This is a genomic window from Pseudoalteromonas sp. PAR1 (assembly GCF_947311895.1).
In the GTDB taxonomy this organism is placed as follows: Bacteria; Pseudomonadota; Gammaproteobacteria; order Enterobacterales; family Alteromonadaceae; genus Pseudoalteromonas; species Pseudoalteromonas lipolytica_C.
Map to the genome: position 1 here is coordinate 21,124 of NZ_CAMZMY010000021.1, position 20,098 is coordinate 41,221.

The following is a 20,098-nucleotide window of genomic DNA, read 5'->3' on the forward strand; positions in this document are numbered from 1 at the left end:
ATAGATGTCAGCTTTTTGTGCGCGATAAAGCGTGATTTTTAACTGTCTTGCGAATTGTTTTCTTGTTGACGTTTTTTTAGTTGGCGAGTTTGGGCATGTAAGGCCGCTCTTACGACTAAATCTTGGTCAGCATCACGAATCGCCGTAAACAATAAGGTATATTGGTATTTATCATCATCACATTTTTCAATGGCGACTAATTCGGTATAGCAATAAATGGCAGATGCTTCGTGTTGTAAGAATAATTTAGTGCGAAATGTCTGTCCAAGTTCATATACTTCTGATGAGGTTAATTTTACACCGCCACCGCCATAGCTATCGCAATAGTTAGCGTCATCTTCTGGCTGTTCAGAGGCTAAAATATGGCTCATAATTAAATCAATTTTACGTGATTGTGCTTGTAAAAATAGTGCTAGCTCTTGTGCAACATCACCTAGGTTTCTAAGCGGGCGTAAGGTTGCTTGCTCAAGCTCATTTACTTCGTTAGCAAGTTTAAATAAAGCGGGGATATCAGCTTCGAGTTCAGCATTGGTTTTTGGCACAGCTTCAGGTTCAACGGCGTATAAATTGACGCGATTGCTCTCGTTGATTTGAAAAAATTGTTCAAATTCGGCTAATTTTTGATTATTCATGCTGCACTCCACACATCTTTCCTTAATACTAGCGCTCGAAGCAGTAAATTGCTAGTAATCAAATAATCAAAAAAAAGGGCAAACTCATTGTTTGCCCTTCATTTTTTACAGGTTACCCTCTTGGGTTTTGACATGTTCTTGCTGGTGATGTTTTGCTATCTCATCAGCAAGCTCTTGTCTTGAGCGTTTTTCAGTTAACTTACGCGCCGTTAACCAATAAAAGAACAGTGGCACAAAAAATACCGCAAGGAATGTTGCAGCCATCATACCGCCCATAACACCCGTACCAACACTATGACGAGCTCCCGCACCTGCACCAGAGCTGAGTACTAACGGCACAACACCTAAAATGAAGGCTAGAGAGGTCATAATAATTGGTCTAAAACGTAAACGTGCAGCTTCAAGTGCAGCAGTACTTGCGCTCCAACCTTGTTGATGTTTCATCAAGGCGTATTCAACGATAAGAATCGCGTTTTTGCTGGCAAGACCAAGTAGTGTGACAAGACCAATTTGGAAATACACATCGTTTGTCATACCGACAACCCATACTGCTATAAGCGCACCAAATGTACCAAATGGCAGGGCAAGCATGACTGAAAGCGGTAGTGACCAACGCTCATAAAGAGCTGCTAGAATCAAAAATACCATGATCACAGCAAGACCTAAGGCAATGCCCGTGGTACCTGAACTGCGTTTTTCTTGGAATGCAGAGCCTGTCCATTCGTAGGTCATATTAGGTGGTAGTACTGCTTGTGCAATACGTTCTACCTCAGCAATGGCTTGACCCGAGCTGTAACCCGGTGCTGCATTACCCATCAGTTTAACTGCTGGTAAGTTGTTATAACGGTTAAGGTTTTCAGGGCCACGGCTATACTCGATAGTGGTAAAGGCTGAAAGCGGCACCATAGTACCTTGGTTGTTTTTAACATAGATACGACCAATGTCATCAGGCTTCATTCTAAATTCAGCGTCTGCAGACATTAGTACTTGCCATGCGCGACCAAATTTATTGAAGTCGTTAACGTAATAAGTCCCTAAGTTACCCGCAAGGGCAGTGAACGCGTCATCAATTTCGACACCCATAGCACGCGCTTGCTCACGGTCCACATCAACACGTAGCTGTGGTGCATCAGGGCGCCAAAGTGTTTGCAAGCCACTGATGATAGGGCTTTTTTGGGCTTCAGCTGTCATCAACTGCATTGCATGTTGTAGTTTATCTGGGTCGCTATCACCTTTGTTTTGAATGTAGAATTCAAAACCACCAGTGTTACCTAAACCAAAAATAGCAGGAGGGTTAAAGGCAAGTACAAGCGCCTCTTTAATACCCGCTGTTTTCATGAAGAGCTCTTGCACTAGCGCTTTGGTATCAACTTCACGCTCATCCCAGTGCTTTTGAGTCACGAATAAGGTTGCAGCACTGTTTTTGTAACCACCGCCAATAAAGTCAAAACCTGTAAACGCCACCACGTTTTCGTTCGCTGGGTTTGACTGTACGGCTTTGACAACTTGCTGTGTTACTTGCTCGGTGCGCTCAAGTGATGACCCATCTGGTAAGAAGATGGCAGAGATGTAATAACCTTGGTCTTCATCTGGTACAAGTGAACCTGGGGTGTTTTGCCAAAGGCCAATTGTAGCAGCAACCATACCTGTCATTAAGATCACACCTAACAGACCACGGCGCACCATAAAGCCAACAGCACCGACATAACGGCCAGTGATCTTGGTAAACATGTCGTTAAACCATAAGAAAAAACGGGCGGTTTGTTTGTGTTCTTGTTTTAAAATAAGCACGCAAAGAGCTGGCGTCATCGTTAACGCAACGATACCCGATAAACTCACAGCAATCGAAATAGTAATAGCGAACTGGCGGAATAACTCACCGGTTAAGCCACCTAAAAATGCAATTGGCACAAACACAGAGCAAAGTACTAAAACAATGGCCACTACTGGGCCACTTACTTCGCCCATGGCTTTAACGGCAGCTTCTCGAGCACCTAGGCCTTCTTCGTGCATAATACGTTCAACGTTTTCAAGTACCACGATGGCATCATCAACAACAATACCAATCGACAACACCATGCCGAATAAGGTGAGTGAGTTAATTGAGTAACCCAGCATATACATGCCAGCAAATGTGCCTAGTAGTGAAACCGGTACTGCAAGAGTCGGAATAAGCGTTGCGCGCCAGTTTTGTAAGAATAAATACACCACTAAGAATACCAGTACCATGGCTTCAAGCAGTGTTTTTACTACTTCACGAATAGATACCTCAACAAAGCGGGTTGTGTCGTACGAGGTTAAATGAGCAAGACCGGTAGGGAACTGGCTTTTCATTTCTTCAATAACACTGTTTACTTCTTCGGCTACATCAAGGGCGTTAGCACCAGGTTGCAAGAAGATACCTAACAGTACCGCTTCTTTACCGTTAATCGTCCCTTTGAAGTTGTAATCCTTCGAACCGAGCTCAACGCGGGCAACGTCTTTTAAGCGTAAGCTACTGCCGTCAGTATTTGAACGAATAATGATGTTTTCAAACTGCTCAGGCTCAGATAAACGGCCTTGTGCTGTAACACTATAAACAAGCTCTTGTGGAGATTGCGTAGTAGGTGTGGCACCAATTTTACCTGCTGCGTATTGCGAGTTTTGTACGCGGATTGCGCCGGCAATTTCTTCAACCGTAACTCCTAATTGGCTCATTACATCAGGGCGTAGCCAAATACGCATAGCATAATCTTTAGCACCAAAAATTTGTACACTCGTTGTACCAGGAATTCGTTTAATACGGTCAAGCACGTTCATAGTGACATAGTTAGATGTCCATAAACTCGAGCGTGTACCATCTGGTGAGTAAAAGGCATGCACTTGTAAAAAGCTAGAAGAGCCTTTTTGAACCACGACACCTTGGCGGCGTGTTTCTTCAGGTAAACGTGCTTCAACCTGTTTTACACGGTTATTTACGTTTACAGCGGCTTGGTCAACATCAGTACCAATTTCAAAAGTAACTTCGATTGTGGTTGAGCCAGCACTGGTTGATGTTGATGACATATACATCATGCCTTCAACACCGGTAATGGCATTTTCTATCGGTGTAGCAACGGTTTGTTCGAGTACTCCTGCAGATGCGCCAGGGTAGGCCGCGGTGACTTGTACAACCGGTGGTGCTATTTCAGGGTATTGCGCAACTGGTAAGCTACGCATCGCAGCAAGGCCCGCAAGCACAATAACAATAGATATAACAAACGCAAAAATGGGTCTGTCTATAAAGTAACGAGAAAACATAAGACTCCCTGTGCTTATTCTGCGTGGCTTGAGTTAGTGGTTGGTTTGCCAACATTGACTGGCATACCCGGGAAGAAAATACGTGCCATGCCATCAACAATAACTTGGTCGCCTTCTTTTAACCCACTGCGAATCAACCAAAAATTTTGGTATTGCTCGTTTTCTGGTTTTTTGATCCATTCACCTACAGTGACAGGGGCAGGTAACGCAACATCCATACCTTGCTCGTTTTTGCTTACTACATAAACAAACTTACCGGTGCCGTTATCAAGCACGGCTCGTTGTGGCACGATGAAAGCGTTTTTGCGAACTGCACCACTTAACTCAACGCGAACGAATTGCCCCGGGCGAAGTTGGAAATCAGGGTTAGGGATAATTGCCTGAAACTCACTGGTACCTGTGTTCGGGTTAATACGGACATCAGAGAAATTAACTTCACCGGTTTTGCTGTATAAAGAACCGTCTTGTAATTTGATTTGTGTTTGCCAGTGGCCTTGCTCAGGTAAAGTGAGTGAGCCATTTTTAACATCTTGACGCATTTGTAATTGTTCACGCTCAGATAAGCCAAAACGAATGCGAATCGGGTCAAACTGAGTCATTTGCGTTAATAATAAATCTGGGCCAGAAACATAAGTGCCTTCAGAAACAAACTCACGACCCATTACACCTGCGACAGGGGCTTTAACTTGCGCATATTCAAGGTTTAGTTGCGCTTCTTTTAAGGCAACTTTTGCTGCGGCTAAATCTGTTTTTGCAATATCATTGGCTGAACTTGCGTTATCGTAGTCACGTTGCGAAACAGATTTCTCGGCACGTAGCTTTGCTAAACGTTTTACATCACGCTCAGCCTGAATTAAAGCTGCTTTTGCGCCATCGAGTGCTGCTTGAGCGCGGTCAACCGCAAGTTGATAAGGTTCAAGATCAATAGTGAATAATGATTGGCCTTGCTCTACACGTTGGCCCTCTTCAAAGTTACGTGATTCAAGAATACCGGTAACGCGAGCACGAACTTCGACTTCTTTTGAACCAGATAACGTTGCAGGCAGCTCGATAGTAAAAGGCACATCTTCAGTTTTCATGGTCATTGTGGCAACCGCAGCTGGGTGCATTTGACCTTGCTGCTCCGGTGCTTTAGAGCAAGCAGATAAAAGTATAGGTGCAGTAACCAATAATAAAGCAGATAAAGATAATTTGGCAGGTGCGAAAGGCAGACGCATGTTTACTCCACAGTCCAATTGTTAAGCAAGTAAGCAAAGAAATGCCATCCAAAACTCAAAGGCAGTCCTATGCAATTTTAAAGTCCGATTAGTTTATACCCAAAATAGCAAAAGGTACACCCTTTAGTTTACTTTTGCTCGGATTATATCGATACAAAAAACTACTTTAATGAGGATTATTAAAACGAGTTAGCAAAGTAAACCAGTAGAAATCATATTTATCTACTTTTGAGGCTTGGTTAGTTATTGTTTATTAGATTTGCTGTGATGGTAAGTTGGTTATACAAATGTACTAAAATCAGCAGCTTTCCTTAAATAAATGTAAGGTATAAATATGATTTTATTTGGGTGTATTAACGTGAGGCACAAAATTTTAACAAATGGCTTGTAATTAAACTGAAATCTCGTACCCTAAAGCAATAAAAATATAATAAATGTGAGTAAAGGATGACAGATAGAACAGGTGTGATCACTGCTTTTACTGAGATATCGAGCAAGCTTAGGCGCTTTGTATCACGTATCGTCAGCCCTGATGATGTAGAAGATATTGTGCAAGAAACGTTTATCAAAAGTTATGAGGCCGATCTTAGACAAAATATAGAGTACACTCATAGTTATATGCTGAAAACGGCAAAACATTTAGCACTAAACCATATTGCTAAATGGGATAATAAATATAAAGAGTCGTTAGATGAGCAACAACAAGTTGAGCATCAAATGCGCTCAATGGCCTTAGAAGATGAAGTGACCTCAAAAGAACGCTTTTTGTTTTTTTGCCGGGTAACTAACGAACTAAGTCCGCAAGTAAAAAAATGCTTTATTTTAAAGAAAGTCTACGGCCTAAGCCAAAAGGAAATTGCTGCTAAAATGGAACTCAGCGAAAGCACTGTTGAAAAACACATAGCCAAAGGCTTATTACATGTTCACCGAGCAATGAAATCTCACGACGTTCAAACCCACAGTCACCCTACAACCACAGAGTTCGCTGCTAAAGAGGTGAACAAATGAGTAATGTTCACCCGTTTTCATCAAAAGAAATGATTCAAGAGCAGGCGAGTCAGTGGATAAGCGCCATTGACCGTGGTTTATCAAAAGATGAAGTAAGCCAATTACATATGTGGGCCCATCAAAGTGCTGCACACCAAGAAGCACTTTTTGAGCTTGCAACCTTGTGGGATGAAATGAGTGTACTTAACGAGCTAAGTAGCCTGTTTCCTTACAAAGCACCACAAAAACAGCCCGCAGTATTTGGCATGGCAACAGCCGCCAGCTTTTTAATTGTGATGCTGTTTGGTTGCATTATGTTGATTTATTCTAGTTATTGGCAAAGTGAAGAGAACGATTACGCGAAGTTTAACAAAATTTACCGGACAAAAGTGGGTGAGCAAGCTACATTCGTCTTGCCAGATAGCACGATTGTACAACTTAATACCAATACAAAACTTGAAGTGGCTTATACGGGAACTCGTCGCCAGTTAATTTTAAACCGTGGCGAAGGGCGTTTTAACGTTGCTAAAGATGCAAGCCGTCCATTTACAGTGATCGCGGGTGATAAATCTTTTACTGCACTTGGTACAGTGTTTAATGTTCAGCGAAATACTGCATCAGACTTAGAATTAGTGGTCACTGAAGGCAAAGTAATGATTGCCGATCCAAATACTCATGTTGATGCAAGTGACTTTGACAGATTAAAAAGTGCTTCAGATAACAGCTCTGACATAAAAAAACTAAAAGCGAATGTTGTTATATCTGGTGAAAAAGCGCTGATTAAACACAGTAAAACCGAGCCAATCAAGCAGCTTTCAGCAGATGATGTGCAACGCGATCTTGCATGGCAACATGGAATGCTGATCTTTAGTGGTGAACCATTAAGCGAGGCACTTCAAGAAGTTAGTCGTTATACAGCAACGAGATTTGAGCTTAGCGATCCTGAACTTGCATCTTTGAAGGTAGCAGGTGTGTTTAAAGCTGGCGATATTAAAGGCCTACTTGATTCACTACAGGCAAATTTGTCAGTAAATCATCAACGTTTGGGTGAGCATCGTGTTAGCTTAACGTTCGCTGCAAAAGGTTAGTTCTGCCTATGAGAATACGCCAATATTATGATGTTAATTGTGCGCCACTTTCTCGTCACAAAAAATTAATTAAAAAAAAGTTAAATTTACATAGTGGATTTTTTTCCCTCACCTGTTTGTTTAAGTTGCACAGTAAGCAATTGCAGTTGTTACCAGCCTCATTTGTTGTTTATGGCCTTACCGTCGGCCAAACAGCAATTGCAGCTGAAAAACAAATGCTGCAATTTGACATCAAAGCGCAACGAGCTGATTTGGCTTTAATCGAATTTGCAAAGCAAACCGAACAAACAGTCATTTTTTCTTTCGAATTAGCGAAGCAATATCAGGCACAATCGTTATTTGGTTTTTACACTAAACTCGATGCACTGAATGCGATGCTAGAAGGTACTGAGCTTGATGCGGTTGTTGATCAACAAGGCTTGCTGAGGATAAAACTCAAACAAGTAGATAGGAAAGATAACAACATGATCAAAGTATCAGGGGTCAGCGCTGCAGTCGTGCCATTACTGCTAGCCGCCAATACGCAAGCATTAGCAGAAGATCAAGCAGCAGAACAAAACATCGAAAAAATTGCCGTTGTCGGTAGCCGTGTAGCAGGACGCTCGGTTGAAGATTTACCGGTTCCGGTTGATATTTTAAGTGCCGAAGCACTTGAGAATACAGGCCAAACAGAAGTAGGCCGTATGCTTCAAGCAATCGCTCCATCGTTTAACTTTTCAAGCTCGTCTATCAGTGATGGTACAGATGCACTTCGCCCAGCAACATTGCGTGGCTTAGGACCAGATCAAACCTTAGTGCTTATCAACGGTAAACGCCGCCATCAAGCGAGCCTTATCCACATCAATACGTCAGTAGGTCGTGGTACGGCTGGTACTGACATGAACGCTATCCCTGCTGCTGCAATCAAACGTATCGAAGTATTACGTGATGGTGCTGCTGCACAATATGGTTCAGATGCGATTGCAGGTGTTATCAATATCGTATTAAAAGACGCCGAAGAAGGCGGTAAAGCTGCTATCAACTACGGTGAGTATTCAGAAGGCGATGGTGAAACGGTTACTGTTGATTTCAACAAAGGTTTTGCTTTAGGTGATGAAGGTTATCTTAACACCACAATTAATTACCGTGACCGTGCGCCAACTAACCGTGCAGGCCTTCATGGTTCTTGTCAATTTTACGGCTGTACAGAACTTGATGACGGTACGCTATTAGCTGGCGATCCGCGTGAGTTAACAGCACCTCGTGATACATTTAGAATCGGTGATGCAGATTCACAGCAATTTGCTTTAACGATTAATACTGGCTACGAATTAGCTGGTGGTGAATTATATGGCTTTATCACCTATTCAAATCGTGAAAACGAATCAGCAGCGTTTTTCCGTCATAACGCAAATGCAAATGGTAACCCAGTATTACAAGATGGCGATGCAACCATTCCTATGGGTTTCTTACCTAAGATTAATACCATCATTGATGACGTGTCTTACAACGTGGGCTTTAAAAAGTCGTTTGATAATGATTCAAGCATTGATTTATCTTACACCTACGGTGAAAACAGCATTGATTACACAACAAGCGACACTATCAATGGTTCATACGCAAACTACCTTCGTTATAACCAAGGTTTAAGCGCTGATGAAATTCGTGCCACTATCCCGCGTTCAGCGTATGCATATGGCCTTGAATTATCGCTTCAAACACTTAACCTTGATTACACTAAAGACTACGACAATTTTTCATTAGCACTGGGTGCTGAGCTACGTACTGATGAGTTCCGCATTCTTGAAGGTAGTGAATACGCATACCGTGATTACGACACAGTTGATGGCGTTAGCATTTACTCAGGCCTAAATGGCGGTGTTGGTAGTGTTGATGCAGCAAGTGGTACGCAAGGTTTTGGTGGCTCAGATCCGGCATCATCAGTTGATGAGTCGCGCGATGTGATCTCATTCTACATGGATGCAGAAACCTATGTTATCGATGATGTCATCATCTCAGGTGCGGTTCGTTACGATAACTACAAAGGCTTTGGCGATACAGTTAACTTTAAGCTAGCGGGTAACTGGTCAATTACTGAAGATGTGTCTTTACGTGGTGCACTAAGCACAGGTTTTAGAGCGCCTTCAATGCAACAACTTTACTTTAATAACGTAAGTACACAGTTTGTTGTGGGTGATGATGGCAGCTTAGTCGCTGAGCAAGTCGGTACGTTCAGAAACGACAGTACCTTAGCGCAATCAATTGGTATTCCTAAGCTAAAAGAAGAGAAATCACAAAACCGCAGTTTAGGTATTGTGTATAACGTTACCGACAATATCAATTTAACCATTGACTACTACTCGATTGATATCGACGACCGTATCGTTATTTCTAACCGTTTAGGTAAAGGTTTATCAGATACGCTAGATGCTGCACTTGAAAGCTCAGGCGCAGGTGCGGGTCAGTTCTTCTTAAATGGTGCAGACACAGAAACAGAAGGTGTTGATTTAGTTGCTACATGGAACACAGAAGGCCTAGGCGGTACGCTTGATTTCACCTTTGCTGCTAACTTCACTAAAACAGATGTGGTTGATTTATTTACGCCATCAGGAAGTGGCCTTGAGACTATTCCGGTAGAAGATGTGTTTTCTGCGCAAGAAACATCAATTATTGAAGAATGGCAACCAGAAGACCGCATTAACTTAAGTGCGCTTTACCGTTTAGAAGATTGGACTGTAAACCTATCACTAAACCGTTACGGCGAATACACAGTTGAAGACGGTGGTCGTCAAACATACGGTGCTGAAATCTTAACTGATGTAAAAGTTAACTACTTCTTTAACGAAAATCTGTCATTTAACATTGGTGCAAATAACTTATTTGATGTTTACCCAGATAAGAACACCATTGGTAATTCACGCTCGGGTACGATTGTTGATGCAAGCGGCAACACAATTGTTTCAAGCCCAGGTGTATTCACTTACTCACGTCGTTCAGCACCATTTGGTTTTAACGGTGCGTACTATTACGTAGGTGCAGAGTATAAGTTCTAAACTCCCTTTAGATTCTTTTATTATTTAACTTTGCAAAGGGCCATTTGGCCCTTTTTTAGTTATAAAGACGTACTTATAGAAATTGGCACATCTTGATATTGTTTTATTTTATCAAGCAAGGTGACCAAGGTTTTGTGGCTGCTTTGTTCACTTGCCGTTACTTGCACATTGGTCATTTCAAACTGTGCGGCAAATAACGCAAGGTTAGCGATTATTTGCTCTGGTGTGATAAGCCGGTTTGCAAAGTAAATACTGTCGTTTTCAGTAATAGTAAATTGCGCTTGTTTTTTCGGGTTTTCAAGGCTTGGTTTTGCTAAAGGGCGATTCACTTCAATAGCGCGCTCTTTAACAAACGAGGTTGTGACAATAAAAAATATCAACAAGATAAACACAATATCGAGCATAGGAGTCATATCTACATCAGCGTTTGCAGTGGTTTTTTTATGTTGTTTCACCATAATTAGGTCCTTGTTGTTTTTGACCAAGCCACAAAATTTACGATTAAGTGACTAGCCATAGTCGTGATTAATACCACGGATTATTTTTAAAATGCTGGGCGCCACAGCAGTTTTTAGGATCCTAAATTTAAAGTTAGCAGCTTTTAAAAAAATGGTAGTTAAATAAATATTCTAAGTTTATTAAATGTTTGTAGCGTTTTTGTTGGTAAAAATATTTATTAGCTTTGATGAAATCATTTTGAAGTTTGTCTGGTCATTTTTGTTGGAACTAAGTTTAAAGGATGGATAAATGCTAAAAATTAAGGCTTTAGTTTGTGCTATGTGCCTTGTATTACCAACAGCAAGTTTTGCTGAACAACCAGTAAACGGGCAAGATTTCATAAATTTATTTGAGAAGCTGTCAGGTAAGCAGCCCGGTATCAGAAAAGGTCACGCCAAAGGGGTGTGCACTGTTGGCACATTTACACCTAATCAAGCAGCAAAACAGTATTCAATCAGCCCTTTATTTAACGCAGCGTCAAAAGCAAATATTCGCTTTTCTATGGGCGGTGGTAACCCTCATGCTGATGAAACATCACGCTCGCCGCGTGGAATGGGGGTGCAGTTTGTGCTAGAAAATGGTGATGTGCATAATATTGCAGGGCTTACTACGCCAGTATTTGCAGGTAACAGCCCAGAAGCTTTTTTTGGCTTGCTTAGTACCTTAGTACCTGACGAAAAAACAGGTCAAATCGATTTTGCTAAAGTAAAAGCATACAGAGAACAAAACCCAAGTACCTTAGGGCAATTTAATTGGCTACAAAGCCATAACCCGCCAGCATCGTATGTGTCTTCGCGTTATTTTGGTGTGCATACCTTTTACATGGTTGATGAAAAGGGCGCTAAGCATGCCTTTAGATGGACCATGGTGCCAGAAGAGCCAGAACAGGTGCTAACTGAAGAGCAAATGAAAACGTTCCCTAAATCATTTCTGGCTAATCGACTTGAAGAGGATTTAGCGAAAGGGAAGGTGCATTATCGTTTTCAAGCAGAGTTAGCCGAGCCCGGTGATGCATTAACTGACCCTTCAGTCCGTTGGCCTGCGGATCGCAAAACAATAAATTTAGGAAAGCTCACCATAGAATCGACAGGTGAGTCAGGCTGCGATCTTACTAATTATGACCCAAATCTACTATCTAAAGGCTTTATGCCAAGTGATGACAAAGTACTTAAATTGCGCTCAACAGCTTATGCAATTTCATTTGCGAAGCGTTTAACGGGGCAATAACTCTTAATTGTATCTGTCAGGTTTGTTTAAAAGGAATTAATAAACCTGACAGGTGTATATGTGTTAGAAGAGACAGTAGGGGGAATTTAGTTTGTCGGCAGTATTAGATGAGTTTCTGGTAATAATTTTTATGGGCTTAGGTCCTAATATACGACTAAAATTTATTTGCAAAAAAGTGTAGATAAGCGAAACTAAGTAAACTTTTTAGTCCTGTTTGATTGGTTTGTTAGCCATTTCGTGCGGAAGAGATACAAGTATTGAAAGACCTGTACCCTCGTTTATCCATTCATTACAAGAAGTAATCATTTCTGTATCAGATGGCTTGTCAGTATAAAATTGAGCGCCATGAATGAAAGTATGAAAACTATTTACTTTTAAGCCATCATCACAACGTAAACTATGTTTGAAACCATCCGTTGGCATCATTGCTCCAAAAGATAACATAATCCAATGGTCCGATCCTGATTCAGTCATATCAAGAGAAATGTCTAAATGGGAACATTTTTTAGCGTGTTTTGATAAATCTATAGTGGCAATTCTAGCTTTACCAACATCAATTTCAACTTCTTTAAATTCGAGCGTTTCAAATACCTCTCTATCACCATGTGGCGTATTTACTACAATTTGATTACATGTGGAAAGTATTTCCGAAGCTAAAAAACCAACTTTAATATCACTATAGCCATCTTTAGTCGGGTACAAACGATAGCTAATATTTGAGTCTACACAAATAGTATTGTGTTCTTTATTTAAATAAGCTCTTGCGTGAACATTGTAATTACTTCTTACACATTTATTTGTTACATCCATAGTTTGAATGATATATGTATTTAAGTAATCTTCGATATTTGAATAAATTCTTTTTTCTTCTATCGATGGTTTTATTAACGCGCTTAATGCGTCCCGTTTACTTTCAGAATCAATATTCCCTAAAAAATTCCTGCTTACTACAATATCTTGCAATAGTGACTTGATTTTATTAACAAATTCAGAGGTTCCTGATGCATAAGTAAAGATTGAGGCGACTAAAATGGCTATACCTACAGACTCTAGAAGTCCTGTACATGCTAATGCCCAAAAAGGCATATTAGGAAACTTTAAATCTAAAATAACAGAAAATAAAACCAAAACCAAACCTAGCCAAAAATAACTAGAGAAAAGCTTGGTAAATCCATAGTTGTTATTAGTTTTGTATTCCATAATATATAAATCCATAAAAATATAATTATAATATTGCGTTTTGATTTTGATTTAAAGCTTTTTTATGATGGGTTTATTTTTAACAAAATTTTGTTTTTTGTAAATGATGAGTTTTCATTGGTGCTTAATAAGTTAATTGTAAAAAATTATCGAAGCAAGTTTTATTTATTATATTAGCTAACCAAACTGATTTTAGTAAATATCGATGACTGGTTATCGCTCGAAACAGATCTTAAAATATTTGAAATAACCCTTTGCGTGGCAGTTACGAATCATACTTGATTGCCTATAATTGGCAGTTAGACGAACTTCGGTAGAGAACGAACAGTGACTAAATAAATGCGAATTACTAAGCGGCTAATGCAACTGTATAAAGTCAATTAGTTAACTTCTTTCACTGTTCAGGCTAAAGGTCTTTTAAGCGTGAAAATATAATTATTAATGTAGCCAAATTTATGTGTATGGATACATTACAAGCGCTGAGCATTACAGGGAGCTGTAGCATAAACAACACCCACTTAACCAACTGAGCATGTAGCAACTCAGCTCAACAAACTATTATGCAACGCAAACAACGTGTCGTATAAATACCATAATGTTAGGTATACAAGGAGAGTTTCGTGAAAAAATCTATATTAGTGTTCATTTGTTTTCTTTTTTCATTTACCAGTAATGCAAATGACCAATTCACTTCAGAGCAATTAATTGAGAAAGCTAAAGCATTTGTAGCGGCAAAAATGCGCGTCAGCAGCCCGACACAACAATTAAAGAAGTAGACTACTTTATCTCGTTACTAGCTGATGATTTCATTGATGAACACGTCAAATATAAATTTGTTTATTCAGATAAATCAAAACTTCGCGAGGATATGATAAGTAAGCTAAATGATGAAGTTATTTATAGTTCAATAGAAATAAATGAGATTATGGTTGGTGCTAACGTAGTTTTGGTAAAAATGACTGAATCAGGTAAAGTTAAACCAGCTCATTTAGACAAAACTATCAAGTACAATAAAACCAATATTGTTTCACTTGAGTTTAATCAATTAGGCTTAATCAAACACATTCGTCGACATCATGGGTAATTGAGACATAATAAGATAAAAAATGATAAATCTGTCTTAAAGGTGATTAGATTTTTGTCCCTCAGTGATTTTAGCTAACATTATTACATTTTCTATGATGTCGTTATGTCTTAAGTGATTAATATAGAAATCTCTAAAATTAGTTTCTTACATAGCTTTCAGTGAGTATTACAGCAGTGTATAGGCTAATGGAGCAAGGTTTAGTAATAGTAATAATAAATTACTTAAAGGAAGCAAAGTGAGCACTAAGCATATTTTATTGATTATCATTATTTTCTTTAGCTCAGGCTGTACTACATCGGGTCAGCTTTATTATGTTGATACTGAAGGTCATAAAAAGCTTGCTTACGACGTAGAATTTATTGGTATGCCTAGTGTCGATAAATTTGCTGTTGAATATGCTTTAAGCCTTTGTGCCAAAAATATTGTTAAAAAAGGCGGTGTAATAAAGGAAGAGCATCTTTTATCGATTGATACAGCTATTCCCTTAGCTCCGTGTGAAAAGGCTTGGACACACGAACTAGCTAAGCAGCAATATCAGTCTAAAAATTTAACGAAAAAAGAGTATGGGTATATAGTTTCAAATATAGATCTAGGTTTAGCTACAGTAAATAAGTGCACATAAGTTTTTTAAAAGAAATATAATGCGTGGTGTTTTATCTTTTTTTAGTTGAGTGATTTGGAGCGTGCTTAAATATTTTAATGTATTGCTCACGATTTAATGTGGGATTATTTTTACAAGGAGTGTACGATGAATACTTGGGTATTTGCAGCAGGAATCGTATGTATATTTACTTCGATTGTGCATATCTTCGCAGGTCAAGTTGATCCAGTTAAACCTTTTCTAAAGTCTAATCTTCCTGACATTCCTAAAGCAACTCTATTAGGGTGTTGGCACATTGTATCAACTATCCTCGTTATCTCAGGTTTTGTTTTATCATATATTGGTTGGTTCAATTTAGGGTTATATCAAAACATTGTCATTGGAATATCGATAAGCTTTGTCATTTTTTCTTGTGTCTTTATAACTGTGGGTTGGTATTTTTTTAAGTATCATACATTCGTAAAGTTGCCGCAATGGACTTTATTGTTACCTATTGGGGTTTTAGGTCTGGTTGGAGTATTGTAAGCATCATAAATGCTTTAGCTGCAAAGGATATAAAACAGCGGGCTTGCCCTCCTACGTATTTAATTTTTTAGCCTGCTATTCTTTCTGTCGATTACGGCGTTGGTAAAAGAGACTTAAATGGAGGTTCCATAAGGTATGAATATTTTTCTGATTATTGCGGGTGCATTAAATGCTTTAGCTGCCATTCTTCATTTAGGTTGTATTTATTTTGGTGCACCATGGTATCGTTTCTTTGGGGCGGGGGAGAGAATGGCGTTACTTTCTGAGCAGGGGAGTATAGAACCAACTTTGATTACTACTGGAATTTTCTTTGTACTCTCCATCTGGTCAATGTATGCGTTTTCAGCTGCTGGAGTAATATTTAAACTCCCGTTAATTCGGACTGTTCTTATATTAATAACGTTAATTTATTTTGTTCGTGGGATAGCAGGCTTTTTCTTTATAAACTCACCTATGGGACGCTCACCTGAGTTTTGGGTTTGGAGTTCGATAATTTGCCTATCTTTAGGCATAGTTCATTTAATAGGGTTAAATAAGCAATGGTCTTCTATGTGAACGACGTTAACCTAAAAAACTATTCGCAATTCGTGACATTTTTTCCACGTACTGATTTTAATGACTAATTTGGTGTTCGACAAACCGGTATTGCTATTCCAACACTTCAATAGGGCGTTACTTGTAACTGGAGGCTTGAGTGCCAAAAGTTGGAAGTAATATCTAAATCTAAACAGATAAAAGCCCAGCTTAACTGGGCTTTGCACTCTCACAATTTAATGCTTTTTCATTTTACTCATTTCAGCATGACAACTTTGAATTGTCAGCAAGGTTTTTGATAACGCGGCTTCACAATCATGGGGTTGTGGTTTTTTAAGCGCATGTTTGATTTCAGCTAGTGTTTTATCTTCAACTTCTTCAAGTTCGCTAACATATGTGGCGTTTTTGTCGGCACCTAGTTTAGTAATTAGTGATGTATAGGCTTTACGTGCTTCTACAGCAAAGTCAGAGCCATTTTCGCGCTCGCCATTTTCGTTAATAGCATAAGGTTGTAAGCGCTCAACACTTACTTTACGCGCATCTATCATACGTTGAAATAAGGCAATAATGCTTGGGTCGGTTACTTTTTCCTGAGCTTTTTCATAAAAATCGATACCGCTATTCATAACTTGGATGATATCTGCAATATGATGAACGTCTTGTCCTTGATGAGTATTCATAATGACCTCTTTTTGAATATTAAAAACAATGCAATTAGATACTTGCAAAGCATATTCCAGTTCATTACTTAAATATAAAGTTGATTTATTTCAGGTGGTTGTTGGTTTTTAATAGGAGGGGTACTGCTGATAAGCTAAGCTAATACTTTGCTTATCAGCAATAATTACAATTTGGTGGGTAAAATCTTACTTAAGCTCGTCGGCCACTTCTGCAACCTTTTGGCGTAACCAAATATGGCTTGCATCACGGTGTAATAGCGGGCTCCAAATCATATCGAGCTCAAACGGCGGAATAGGGAATGGCGGCTCAAGAATTTTAAGGCCCGGATCGTCTAAATAAATATTTGCAGCTTTTGAGGGTAATGTTGCAACCAAGTTTTGCTCTTTCGCTAAGTGAATGGCAACGTGGTAGTTACGGGTAAAGGTGGCAATATTACGGTGTTTACCAAAGTGAGCGAGCGCCTCATCGACCCAACCTAGCTTTTGCACATCTTTCGGATCCATACCAACGCCTACACCAAAGCCTGTTTTACTTACCCAGATATGACGCGCTTTTAAATAGCTGTCGAGGCTAAAGTCTTTAATAATCGGGTTATCTGCTTTCACTAGGCAACAAAAGCTGTCTTTCCAAATTTGCTTATAGTGAAACGATTGCGGTAAGTTTTCAAAGCGGTTGATAGCCATATCCACTTTACCGTTTTCAACATCGTGGAAGGTTACATCACTTGGGGTCAAAATATCGAGTGTGGTATCAGGGGCTTCTTCGTGTAATTTACTTAACAAGCGTGGGGCAAGGGTACTTGCTGCATAGTCACTGGCCATGATACGAAAAACACGTTTACTTTGTGATGCCTCAAACTCGCGGTTTGGTGCAAGTGTTTCTTCAAGGGTCATTAATATGCCGCGGATCACTGGCTGTAACTCTTTTGCACGCTCTGTCGGTACCATACCCTCACTGGTACGCACCAAAATAGGGTCGTTAAATAAATTACGTAAGCGTTTTAAGCCATTACTCATTGCTGGCTGGGTAATGCTAAGCTGGTTAGCTGCTTTGGTTACATTACATTCCCTGAGAAGAGTATCTAGGTAAACAAGTAAGTTTAAATCTATTTTACTAATATTCATTCTGTGTCCTTGGTGTTTACCAATAATGGATAAATCGTTGTGCAGCAGGGTATGGGTAAATATGGCTTACTACACCTTGCTTAAAGTTGTATTGTGCTTGTCGCCAATAGGCTGGATCTTCAAGCTCTGGGTGTGTACTCAATAAGTATTGCTTATACACCGGGTTTGCTGTCACAAAGGTACATAATTGCTCTGGAAACACATCTTGTGGTGCTACAGAGTAGCTTTGCTCATTAGTTAGGTAATCATCGTACGTTTTGGCTTTAGGTAAGGCACGAAAATTCATATCGGTTAGATACTGAACTTCATCGTAGTCATAAAAAATAACGCGATTATGTTTACTCACCCCAAAGTTTTTCAACAGCATGTCGCCTGGGAAAATATTAACAGCGATCATTTCTTTTAAGGCTTGGCCATATTCTTCTATTGCCTCAAAAGCTTGTTGCTCACTGGCATTTTCAAGATAAAGATTTAACGGTGTCATCCGTCTTTCAATATATAAATGCTTGATGATTAGCCATTCGCCTTCAATAATCATCGAAGAACCAATCGTTTTATGTAACTCTTCAAGTAATTTACTATCAAATCGAGCAAGTGGAAATACGACGTTCGAATACTCTATGGTATCGGCCATGCGACCAACACGATCATGACTTTTTACTAATTGGTAGCGTTTTAATACGGTATCGCGGCCAAAGGGTTTGCTTTCACCAAAGGTGTCTTTAATTACTTTAAATACATAGCCAAACGAGGGCAGTGTAAATACCATCATTACCATACCAGGTGTACCGGGGGCTATAACGAGTTGGTCATTTGAATGATCTAAATGACTTAAAAACTCACGATAAAATTCGGTCTTACCTTGTTTATGAAAACCTATGGCGTTGTACAGCTCTGCCAGTGTTTTATTAGGCATAAGCTGATTTAAAAAGCGTACTAACGCAGATGGTGCATGGGTTTCAACCATAAAATAAGCGCGCGCAAAACCAAAGATAACCCGCATTTGTGATGATTTGGTAAGTAGGGCGTCGAGGTATAGGCCTTTGTCTTCGTGGTGCAATACCGCAATAATAAATGGCTGTACGCCACTTTCTGAAACGACCCGGCCAACAATATAAGCGGCTTTGTTACGGTAAAACGGGGCTTGCAGTATATCAAAGCGCATTTGCCATGCTTGATGATGTGTATCGGGTGCTTGTTTATAAAAGGCTTTTACCAGCAAGCGAATATCCCGTTCTAAATCAACAAAGGGGGCTTTAAAATCAAACTGGTTAATAATTTTGCGAATAGTAGGTCTTAAACCATCAACAACCGGGTGGTAACTACGGTATTCGGCTTCCATTGGCAATGCTGGGGCATCTGCTAGCGTTGCTTTTACAAATATAAAGTCATTATTAAAATAACGGCGATGGAATAAACGACAAAAAACTGAGTTGTAAAAGGTTTCGGCGAGTTCTGCTTGAGGGTGAAAGCGCAAAAATTGCTGATAAAGTTGTTTGGTTTCAAGCCAGCAGGTTTGGTCTAAGGTAATAATTTGCTGTTCATTAAGCGATTTGAGCTTAGCAATGGTTTCGTTAACCCGATCATCGTAATGGCTAATTCTGAGTTTGCTTATTTCATTTATTTTTTGCCAATCACGCTGTGCAAACGCGAGTGGCGCTTTAGCAGTAATTGCTTGAAAGAGTTTATAGTGATTGCGAAACCCAGATAAAATTAACTCTGCAATGTGTTGTGGCTGCATATAAACTCCTTACTTATACCAACATAGAGCAATAACTCTATAGGTGTTAAGAATATGTTATTTATTCTTTAAACCCAATAGTAAAGTGTATTTAATTATATCGAGCGAGTTTTTTCTCTAAGTTTACGATTTTTTTGTTAATGTTTTTCACGTCTCGCACGTATTGCTTATTAATTGCTTTAAGCTGTTTATTTATGTCTTTGTTAATTTCTTTCGCTTTTTTATCTGACAACCTTTTATTTAAGCGTTGTTCTTGTTGATATTGCGCTCTATCTCGATCGCGACTCAAAATATCTAAACGATACTTATAACTACGGATCTCAGCTTCGAGATCTCTAATAATTTGCTGGCGCTCTAATTCATTCAGCTCTTTAACATAATTATTAGGTGCTTTAATGTCGGGATCGGTAACGTGGATTTTGTGCTTGGTTGCACGGTTACCGCAGGGGTATTCACTAAAAACGGTGCCTCTGTCTGTGACGCACTTATAGTATTCAGTTGTTGCAGCAAGTGATGAAAGGGAGCAAGTCAACAAACAAACTATTATTGAAAAAGTGATTATAGTTTTCATGACATCCATGTCTCCTAAATCAGTAATAGGGCTGTGTGTGGGTATATTTAAAACTAGCTCGTAATAATGATTTA

General features: G+C 39.5%; 18 protein-coding genes. 9 read left to right on the forward strand and 9 right to left on the reverse strand.

From position 1 onward, the window contains the following. Window positions 1-38 precede the first annotated feature (38 nt). The 3 genes from QL229_RS15910 to QL229_RS15920 form a co-directional block, all read right to left on the reverse strand. A complete protein-coding gene (locus QL229_RS15910) occupies window positions 39-632 on the reverse strand; it encodes a PilZ domain-containing protein (RefSeq protein ID WP_135924304.1) in 594 nt (197 codons plus the stop codon). A gap of 105 nt (window positions 633-737) precedes the next feature. Next, window positions 738-3,911 (reverse strand): multidrug efflux RND transporter permease subunit, encoded by a 3,174-nt coding sequence (locus QL229_RS15915; RefSeq protein ID WP_138558542.1) that lies wholly within the window; start codon window positions 3,909-3,911, stop codon window positions 738-740. A 14-nt stretch (window positions 3,912-3,925) separates the two neighbouring features. Then, window positions 3,926-5,128, reverse strand: a complete 1,203-nt coding sequence (locus QL229_RS15920) for an efflux RND transporter periplasmic adaptor subunit (protein ID WP_138558541.1) — start codon at window positions 5,126-5,128, stop codon at window positions 3,926-3,928. A gap of 447 nt (window positions 5,129-5,575) precedes the next feature. Between QL229_RS15920 and QL229_RS15925 the strand changes: the two genes are divergently transcribed. From QL229_RS15925 to QL229_RS15935, 3 genes are all read left to right on the forward strand, one after another. Continuing rightward, window positions 5,576-6,136, forward strand: coding sequence for an RNA polymerase sigma factor (locus tag QL229_RS15925; protein WP_135924307.1), 561 nt, complete (start codon window positions 5,576-5,578; stop codon window positions 6,134-6,136). Beyond that, window positions 6,133-7,203 carry a FecR domain-containing protein gene (locus tag QL229_RS15930; protein WP_135924308.1) on the forward strand — a complete coding sequence of 357 codons (1,071 nt, stop codon included), beginning with the start codon at window positions 6,133-6,135 and terminating at the stop codon, window positions 7,201-7,203. The genes QL229_RS15925 and QL229_RS15930 overlap by 4 nt, the downstream gene beginning before the upstream one ends. Window positions 7,204-7,418: 215 nt before the next feature. Further along, window positions 7,419-10,235, forward strand: coding sequence for a TonB-dependent receptor (locus QL229_RS15935; protein WP_135926272.1), 2,817 nt, complete (start codon window positions 7,419-7,421; stop codon window positions 10,233-10,235). A 59-nt stretch (window positions 10,236-10,294) separates the two neighbouring features. Here the strand turns inward: QL229_RS15935 and QL229_RS15940 are convergent, their stop codons facing one another. After that, a complete protein-coding gene (locus QL229_RS15940; protein WP_055021032.1) occupies window positions 10,295-10,693 on the reverse strand; it encodes a biopolymer transporter ExbD in 399 nt (132 codons plus the stop codon). A gap of 289 nt (window positions 10,694-10,982) precedes the next feature. Between QL229_RS15940 and QL229_RS15945 the strand changes: the two genes are divergently transcribed. Next, on the forward strand, window positions 10,983-11,960 hold the full coding sequence (locus QL229_RS15945; RefSeq protein ID WP_138558540.1) for a catalase family peroxidase: 978 nt from the start codon (window positions 10,983-10,985) through the stop codon (window positions 11,958-11,960). 204 nt (window positions 11,961-12,164) lie between these two features. On the opposite strand, the gene QL229_RS15950 is transcribed toward QL229_RS15945, so the two are convergent. Continuing rightward, the gene (locus tag QL229_RS15950) at window positions 12,165-13,160 is read right to left on the reverse strand and encodes a hypothetical protein (RefSeq protein WP_235382366.1); all 996 of its coding nucleotides are present in this window, start codon (window positions 13,158-13,160) and stop codon (window positions 12,165-12,167) included. A gap of 620 nt (window positions 13,161-13,780) precedes the next feature. Here QL229_RS15950 and QL229_RS15955 point away from each other — a divergent pair. The 5 genes from QL229_RS15955 (at window position 13,781) to QL229_RS15975 (ending at window position 15,928) form a co-directional block, all read left to right on the forward strand. Continuing rightward, on the forward strand, window positions 13,781-13,936 hold the full coding sequence (locus QL229_RS15955; RefSeq protein WP_235382367.1) for a hypothetical protein: 156 nt from the start codon (window positions 13,781-13,783) through the stop codon (window positions 13,934-13,936). Window positions 13,937-14,028: 92 nt separating this feature from the next. Beyond that, entirely contained in the window at window positions 14,029-14,244 is a 216-nt protein-coding gene (locus QL229_RS15960) for a hypothetical protein (RefSeq protein WP_235382368.1), read from the forward strand. 238 nt (window positions 14,245-14,482) lie between these two features. Next, complete coding sequence (locus tag QL229_RS15965; protein WP_138558336.1) at window positions 14,483-14,869, forward strand: hypothetical protein; 387 nt, start codon at window positions 14,483-14,485, stop codon at window positions 14,867-14,869. Window positions 14,870-14,995: 126 nt separating this feature from the next. After that, a complete protein-coding gene (locus tag QL229_RS15970; protein WP_138558335.1) occupies window positions 14,996-15,373 on the forward strand; it encodes a hypothetical protein in 378 nt (125 codons plus the stop codon). 135 nt (window positions 15,374-15,508) lie between these two features. After that, on the forward strand, window positions 15,509-15,928 hold the full coding sequence (locus QL229_RS15975; RefSeq protein ID WP_138558334.1) for a hypothetical protein: 420 nt from the start codon (window positions 15,509-15,511) through the stop codon (window positions 15,926-15,928). A 215-nt stretch (window positions 15,929-16,143) separates the two neighbouring features. Here the strand turns inward: QL229_RS15975 and QL229_RS15980 are convergent, their stop codons facing one another. The 4 genes from QL229_RS15980 to QL229_RS15995 form a co-directional block, all read right to left on the reverse strand. Beyond that, a complete protein-coding gene (locus tag QL229_RS15980) occupies window positions 16,144-16,587 on the reverse strand; it encodes a PA2169 family four-helix-bundle protein (protein WP_054554697.1) in 444 nt (147 codons plus the stop codon). A gap of 186 nt (window positions 16,588-16,773) precedes the next feature. Beyond that, window positions 16,774-17,712: a LysR family transcriptional regulator gene (locus tag QL229_RS15985; RefSeq protein ID WP_054554698.1), complete on the reverse strand. Its 939-nt coding sequence runs from the start codon at window positions 17,710-17,712 to the stop codon at window positions 16,774-16,776. Between the two features lie 16 nt (window positions 17,713-17,728). Beyond that, complete coding sequence (aceK, locus tag QL229_RS15990; RefSeq protein WP_138558333.1) at window positions 17,729-19,453, reverse strand: bifunctional isocitrate dehydrogenase kinase/phosphatase; 1,725 nt, start codon at window positions 19,451-19,453, stop codon at window positions 17,729-17,731. Between the two features lie 91 nt (window positions 19,454-19,544). Next, entirely contained in the window at window positions 19,545-20,024 is a 480-nt protein-coding gene (locus QL229_RS15995) for a DUF4124 domain-containing protein (protein WP_138558332.1), read from the reverse strand. Window positions 20,025-20,098 lie beyond the last annotated feature (74 nt).

What these genes read in the sequence shown, in the direction of transcription:
- QL229_RS15930 (WP_135924308.1), top strand. Translation starts at nt 6,133, where the DNA reads ATGAGTAATGTTCACCCGTTTTCATCAAAAGAAATGATTCAAGAGCAG.
- aceK (WP_138558333.1), bottom strand. Translation starts at nt 19,453, where the DNA reads ATGCAGCCACAACACATTGCAGAGTTAATTTTATCTGGGTTTCGCAAT.
- QL229_RS15985 (WP_054554698.1), bottom strand. Translation starts at nt 17,712, where the DNA reads ATGAATATTAGTAAAATAGATTTAAACTTACTTGTTTACCTAGATACT.
- QL229_RS15940 (WP_055021032.1), bottom strand. Translation starts at nt 10,693, where the DNA reads ATGGTGAAACAACATAAAAAAACCACTGCAAACGCTGATGTAGATATG.
- QL229_RS15970 (WP_138558335.1), top strand. Translation starts at nt 14,996, where the DNA reads ATGAATACTTGGGTATTTGCAGCAGGAATCGTATGTATATTTACTTCG.
- QL229_RS15950 (WP_235382366.1), bottom strand. Translation starts at nt 13,160, where the DNA reads ATGGAATACAAAACTAATAACAACTATGGATTTACCAAGCTTTTCTCT.
- QL229_RS15910 (WP_135924304.1), bottom strand. Translation starts at nt 632, where the DNA reads ATGAATAATCAAAAATTAGCCGAATTTGAACAATTTTTTCAAATCAAC.
- QL229_RS15975 (WP_138558334.1), top strand. Translation starts at nt 15,509, where the DNA reads ATGAATATTTTTCTGATTATTGCGGGTGCATTAAATGCTTTAGCTGCC.
- QL229_RS15945 (WP_138558540.1), top strand. Translation starts at nt 10,983, where the DNA reads ATGCTAAAAATTAAGGCTTTAGTTTGTGCTATGTGCCTTGTATTACCA.
- QL229_RS15925 (WP_135924307.1), top strand. Translation starts at nt 5,576, where the DNA reads ATGACAGATAGAACAGGTGTGATCACTGCTTTTACTGAGATATCGAGC.
- QL229_RS15960 (WP_235382368.1), top strand. Translation starts at nt 14,029, where the DNA reads ATGATAAGTAAGCTAAATGATGAAGTTATTTATAGTTCAATAGAAATA.
- QL229_RS15980 (WP_054554697.1), bottom strand. Translation starts at nt 16,587, where the DNA reads ATGAATACTCATCAAGGACAAGACGTTCATCATATTGCAGATATCATC.
- QL229_RS15935 (WP_135926272.1), top strand. Translation starts at nt 7,419, where the DNA reads ATGCTGCAATTTGACATCAAAGCGCAACGAGCTGATTTGGCTTTAATC.
- QL229_RS15920 (WP_138558541.1), bottom strand. Translation starts at nt 5,128, where the DNA reads ATGCGTCTGCCTTTCGCACCTGCCAAATTATCTTTATCTGCTTTATTA.
- QL229_RS15915 (WP_138558542.1), bottom strand. Translation starts at nt 3,911, where the DNA reads ATGTTTTCTCGTTACTTTATAGACAGACCCATTTTTGCGTTTGTTATA.
- QL229_RS15995 (WP_138558332.1), bottom strand. Translation starts at nt 20,024, where the DNA reads ATGAAAACTATAATCACTTTTTCAATAATAGTTTGTTTGTTGACTTGC.